This is a genomic window from Psychromonas hadalis ATCC BAA-638 (genome assembly GCF_000420245.1).
Classification (GTDB): domain Bacteria; phylum Pseudomonadota; class Gammaproteobacteria; order Enterobacterales; family Psychromonadaceae; genus Psychromonas; species Psychromonas hadalis.
In genome coordinates, this window is the sequence record NZ_ATUO01000206.1 from 1 (window position 1) to 5,406 (window position 5,406).

Annotated in this window: 9 protein-coding genes; 6 read left to right on the forward strand and 3 right to left on the reverse strand. The window is 36.6% G+C overall.

Going from position 1 to position 5,406, the window contains the following annotated elements; translation table 11 throughout:
* Window positions 1–176: 176 nt before the first annotated feature.
* A complete protein-coding gene (locus tag G322_RS0117205) occupies window positions 177–743 on the forward strand; it encodes a glutathione S-transferase family protein (RefSeq protein ID WP_022942942.1) in 567 nt (188 codons plus the stop codon).
* Here the strand turns inward: G322_RS0117205 and G322_RS0117210 are convergent.
* Both G322_RS0117210 and G322_RS0117215 read right to left on the reverse strand, forming a co-directional pair.
* A complete protein-coding gene (locus tag G322_RS0117210) occupies window positions 733–1,494 on the reverse strand; it encodes a 4'-phosphopantetheinyl transferase family protein (RefSeq protein WP_022942943.1) in 762 nt (253 codons plus the stop codon). The two genes, G322_RS0117205 and G322_RS0117210, sit on opposite strands and share 11 nt — an antisense overlap.
* A gap of 78 nt (window positions 1,495–1,572) precedes the next feature.
* On the reverse strand, window positions 1,573–1,875 hold the full coding sequence (locus tag G322_RS0117215; RefSeq protein WP_022942944.1) for a DUF496 family protein: 303 nt from the start codon (window positions 1,873–1,875) through the stop codon (window positions 1,573–1,575).
* Window positions 1,876–2,066: 191 nt separating this feature from the next.
* Here G322_RS0117215 and G322_RS23990 point away from each other — a divergent pair, with 191 nt between their 5' ends.
* Both G322_RS23990 and G322_RS23555 read left to right on the forward strand, forming a co-directional pair.
* Complete coding sequence (locus G322_RS23990; RefSeq protein ID WP_022942945.1) at window positions 2,067–2,195, forward strand: phosphotransferase-like protein; 129 nt, start codon at window positions 2,067–2,069, stop codon at window positions 2,193–2,195.
* Window positions 2,196–2,462: 267 nt separating this feature from the next.
* Window positions 2,463–2,618, forward strand: a complete 156-nt coding sequence (locus G322_RS23555) for a hypothetical protein (RefSeq protein ID WP_022942946.1) — start codon at window positions 2,463–2,465, stop codon at window positions 2,616–2,618.
* 14 nt (window positions 2,619–2,632) lie between these two features.
* On the opposite strand, the gene G322_RS0117230 is transcribed toward G322_RS23555, so the two are convergent.
* Window positions 2,633–3,151 carry an RNA methyltransferase gene (locus G322_RS0117230; RefSeq protein ID WP_022942947.1) on the reverse strand — a complete coding sequence of 173 codons (519 nt, stop codon included), beginning with the start codon at window positions 3,149–3,151 and terminating at the stop codon, window positions 2,633–2,635.
* 141 nt (window positions 3,152–3,292) lie between these two features.
* Here G322_RS0117230 and G322_RS0117235 point away from each other — a divergent pair, with 141 nt between their 5' ends.
* The 3 genes from G322_RS0117235 (at window position 3,293) to G322_RS24930 (ending at window position 5,177) form a co-directional block, all read left to right on the forward strand.
* Entirely contained in the window at window positions 3,293–4,747 is a 1,455-nt protein-coding gene (locus tag G322_RS0117235; RefSeq protein WP_022942948.1) for an HDOD domain-containing protein, read from the forward strand.
* 110 nt (window positions 4,748–4,857) lie between these two features.
* Window positions 4,858–5,028: a hypothetical protein gene (locus G322_RS23560; protein ID WP_022942949.1), complete on the forward strand. Its 171-nt coding sequence runs from the start codon at window positions 4,858–4,860 to the stop codon at window positions 5,026–5,028.
* 14 nt (window positions 5,029–5,042) lie between these two features.
* Complete coding sequence (locus G322_RS24930) at window positions 5,043–5,177, forward strand: hypothetical protein (RefSeq protein WP_156873993.1); 135 nt, start codon at window positions 5,043–5,045, stop codon at window positions 5,175–5,177.
* Window positions 5,178–5,406 lie beyond the last annotated feature (229 nt).

Consider the following 5,406-nt stretch of genomic DNA (forward strand, 5'->3'; position numbering starts at 1 on the left):
AGGAATCGTTACAAAATAACTTGCGATAAATTGTTTCCAAAAAGCCTTAAGTGACTGGCTATTTTAAAAACAAAATCACAAGTAATGTTGAAGCCAATTCTAAATTACTGGTTATTTTGAAAACAAAAGCGCAAGTAATTTTGAAGCCGACCCTTAGTCACTCATCAAGGATTAATATGAAAATTTACGGTAGCTTTACTTCTCCTTTTGTTCGCCATTGTCGTATTGCATTATTAGAAACAGATATCTTCTGTGAATTTATTGAAATAGATCCTGCTCAAAGTGCACAAATGTCGCCGACTAAAAAAGTACCTTTGTTAGTCGATGGTGATCTGACCCTGACTGATTCAAGTTCTATTTTACGTTATATTCGTGAAAAATCGGGTTCACCTTTTCTGCCTGAACTCCTCGATTTTGAACTATTTAACATGACGAATACCGTAATGGATGCCTGTGTGAATATATTCTATCTTGAGAAGTTTGATAATATTACTGTTGAGAAAAGTAGTTATTTGACCCGTCAAAAAGCACGTGTGTTGTCTGGGCTTGAAGCGCTTAATGAAGCTGAACTGTCGGTACAATTGCCATTGACTGATGGCCTGACTCGTTTAGCCTGTTTTTTAGATTGGGGTATCTATCGTGATCGTATCTGCCTTAAAAAACTAACCAACTTAACGCGTTTATTAGATGTGGCGCGTACCGATAAAAACTTTATTAAAACAGTGCCTCCTATTAACGGTTAAACAATGAAGTACTTTGTGGTACTGAAAAAAGGCGGATAAGAGGTCTTTTATCTGTCTTTTTTTTCTGGTTAAGTGATAAACCGATACAGTGTTTATTATCAGGAAAAAGTAACGTGTGATACCAGTCTTGAGGTGTTTTCTCTCTGCAATTTTCATTAAACGTTAAACTGATATTATCGTTACGATCTTTTTCTTTCGCTGTTTTAATCTCAAAACTAAAGGTATCTAACCCTTGACTAATACCTAAGCCTGTCGCTTTAACAAATGCCTCTTTTAACGTCCAATATTCAAAAAATCGTGTTGGTGTCGCTTTTATTAATTGGTACTCTTGAGCAGAGAAAAAGCGTTTAGCGATGGCATTAACACTGATTTTTCGTGATAAATTTTCAATATCACAGCCAATATCTTTTTCTAAACAGATGGCACAAATTATCATCTCATCGTTATGACTTAAGTTAAAACGTAATGGTAACGTTGCATTTTTTACTTCTGGTTTACCTAATTCACTGACACTAAACTGCCATTGTTGTGGGGAAAGGCTCTCATATTGTGAGAGCAGTAAGCGTATAAATGCACGGGTGATCAAAGCAGTATGTTTGGCTTTATCTGAGCGATAACGATCTACTTTTTGTTGTTCGTTGAGAGAGAGTATTGCACGTAATACAGCAGTTGCATTTATCTGTTGTGGGTTGATTATCCACAAGTGGATCTCATTTTCAGTGAGTTGATAAGCTGTTTCTTTCATCGGCATAAACTTACCTATTTTATAACAGATAGCAAAAAGGAGGATAACTCCTCCTTTTATCTTTCATTAAGCATTTGTTGTTACTTATTTTTTAACCGCTACTGGTTTGAATGAATTAATTTTTTTATTCACTTCTCGGCGCTCTTTAGAAAGTTCAGCACCTTTGATGATGTGATCATCAACACGATCTTCGTAATCACATAACATGTTTTTAATGATATTAATGATGTCATTTTGATCCATATTGGGTGTGATGTAATCTACAAGATTACCTAATAGATCAACACGTTTACGGTTATCACGAATTTTTTTATCGTTATCGATAATTTCACGTTTAAGTTTGTTTTTACGGCGTGCATTTTTGACTAGTTCAAGTACGGTTGACATTTATTATACCTTCTTGTTGGAGTATTTCTTATCTTTCAATTGCCTATTATACCTATTGGTCAGTATAACGTGGTCCTATTCTAAAAATAAATGCCCGTAATCGCAATAAAATTGTGTTGTGTCATTAAATTAATTTTCTCTGTGGCTATTTTCTGTTTATTATTAATGAGTTAGTTTATTAAGGAGGCATGATGAAAAACGAGATAATCTTGTCAATTGAGCAATTACCACAAATTATTTTATTAAATGGAACAGGGCGCTCAGGGAAAACCACGCTTGCTAAACTGTTACAGGAAGACCTCCTTTTACCAGTATCTTAATTTTAGCCTCGACAGTGTGTTATATACACTGCCTGAAAGTGATTTATACCCGTTATCATTCAAGGTGCAAAATTCAGCAGGCAGAAAGTTGAAGGTCTAACTGGCTCAATCGATGCTTTCTAACAACGAAGATGATTGCCTCAAAGCTTGTCCTGTGGGTCGCCAGCTCGAAAACTAATGCGTCGATGCAGTATTCGATAGGGGCTAACCATTGTCATCATACTGCGTCTTGTTCTTTGGAGGTGGCAAAAACGCGTAAAATTAAACGTGGAGATAGAGCGTGCGGAATATGAATTCCCATTAGTGCATAAAACCATGTGTTATGACTTACAGCTCGATAGTAGAGAGCAAAGCATTATACAATCCAGTGAAAAAAATATGCGTTATCTCTCTGAAAATAATGACTTTAATGCGTTGAAGTAAACATTAGGGCAGATTTAATAATGGCTTTTTTTTACTTTGATGCGATTGTTGTTATCACGACTGGCTTTGATTAAGGGGTTGTCTGTGAAAAATTGAGCTGATTTAGCGAGTCGATCATAGAGTAACACATTAACGGTTGCAGCAAGGTTCATGCAACCCTTGGTGGGAATATAAACAACCGCATCTGCTTGGTTTATCAGCTGTTGGCTTAACGTGCCATCTTCGGGTCCAAAGAGATATAACGCCTTTTCTGGGTGTTTAAAATTAGGTAACGGGGTTGCTCCCTCAATTAAATCCACGCAGATAACCTTAACACCGTCCGCGAGGTTATCTAATAAGTGTTGCTGCTGAGTTAATGGAATAGTGATCAGCATTTTTTTGGTGTCAGTATTTAATTTTACAGCGCGATCGTAGCGTGTCCCTGTATAAATGACATTATCTACTCCATAACACCCTGCTGCTCGTATCACTGCACCAACGTTTGTTGGGCTTTTAGGATTGCTTAATCCAATGGTAATGCTGTTTGCTGACATAGTTACTCGTAATATGAATGAAAGTGGGCATATTCTAACGAGGCACGAGTCATTAATCAAAACAGTAAACTTGATTTTTCATTGATTGGCGAAGATTAGATTGTGGTATTAATATTAAAGGAGTCTTAGAAGGGGAGTTAGATGGCTGAAAAAATTAAACGAACAGAGCTACAGTGGGTTAGAATATTGGCGCAAAAAGAGTTGCCAGCGATCACCTCTGTTGCTTCAATGTTAGATAAATATTCCAATGATGATATTTCATCGATTCCCTATCTTAGTAAAGCCATTTTACATGATCAAGGGCTTTCATCCTGTTTGTTAAAAGTTGCTAATAGTTCCCAACGAGCTTCTGTTTCTAAAGTCACCACTGTTTCTCGTGCAGCTATTGTATTAGGCATTCGCGCGGTTAAAAATATCTGTATGACCTCAAAAATATTAGAGGGGTTATTAGAGAGTAAAAATCTTGCGCCAGCGGTACATCATCGTTTAACCATGTTAATGGCGAATGCTTTTTATGCGGGGTTATTGGCAAAAATGATGGTGCCTGATCACAGTGATGATACCCAAGAGGAGGTCTATTTGGCCGCGATGTTGTATCACATCGGTGAGACGTCATTTTGGAGCACACCGAATGATATTGCTAATCTATTAATTAAAGAGGTGCATCTTTCCCCCAAAAAATTCCAGAAAAAATGTCAGCAGTTATTAGGTTTTAAGTTTGCCGGGCTTAGCATGGGCCTTGCGAATACTTGGAATTTAGGGGAATTGTTAATTAAATCGCTAGACCAACCAGAAAGCCGTACCACTGAGATGCAAGCCATTAGTCTTGCTAATCAATTGAGTTGCGCTATCACTTGTCCACCTGAAAATAGGTTAGAGTTTGATAATATTTTAAAACGTATTAGTGTCATAATGAAAATTGAGGTACGCTTTTTAAAAGAGCGTATTGAGCAAACTAGAGAACTCGCCATTGAACTGCTCAGTTCATACGGTGCTTCGGTACTTGAACACCATATAAAAGCATTGCCTAAAGCGGATGATTTTACTCATTCAACCGCCAACTCTGTGATGCTTGAAATGAGCAAAGAAAAAGCATTATTAACTGCGTTAAAGCAGCTTACCAAGTTGTGCCGCAGTAGCAAAAACATTAATGAACTACTCACTCTTACGTTGCAACAGAGCGCCACAATTTGGGGATTTAAACGTTGCACCTTTTGGATATTAACTGCCAATCATCAACAAGTAGAATCTCGCACCACCTACAATGAAACAGGCCATGCAGAAACATTTCATCATATACTACATCTTAATGGTCGTGCTAACTTAGTTAGCCATGTCGTTGAGATGGATAATGCAATTTGTGTGAATGGTTGCCAAGAGAAAAAGTGGATTAACTATATAACCCCTGACTTAGAAAAGCTGATAGGAAGTGGTGCAATCTGCTTTATTCCCGTTAAAATTGATGAAAAAATGGTGGGCATCATTAGTGGGCAACGGTTTAATCAAACTGAGAATATCAGTAGTGATGATTTTTCTCAGTTTAGTTTTTTAATCGAGCATCTTAATATGTGTTTAAGTATGATCTCGCACCGTTAATCAATTTTTAAATTTTTTTGTAAAAAAAACATCAGTAAGTAGTGTCTTTTTTTTGTTTTTAAGTTACGGTTGCGATGATAACTGCAAATTAATAACAGTGGACGTGACAGATGTCTGATACAAATAAAAAGTCATTACAGCAATGGATTAAAATACTCGCTCAACAAGAGCTACCTGAAATTACTACGGTGGCATGCACATTAGATAAATTTTCTAATGATGACATCTCATCAATTCCTTTATTGAGCAAAGCAATTATGCATTATCAACGAGCTTATTAAAAGTCGTTCATAGCATGCCACGTAGTGCTGGTAGTAAAGTTAATACCATTTCTCGTGGGGCAACTATTTTGGGTATTTATACCGTAAAAAATATATGCATGACATCTAATACCAATCCGCATAAGTATCTGATCTATCTTGTTGGTTAAAATAATAAATAGCGACGTTGCATTCAATCGCAATAGCTAGCTATTACTCAATCATGCGCCTTGCTCTTCATCATTTTCCCTCAACAAGCCCTGATTACAATATTATGCGGAATGGTATAAAATATTAGATGGATTATTAGATTGCCAAAGTTTAACAGCCGTTGTGCATAATCGTTTAACAAAATTAATGGCAAATGCTTTTTATGCAGGTTTATTAGCTAAGATGATG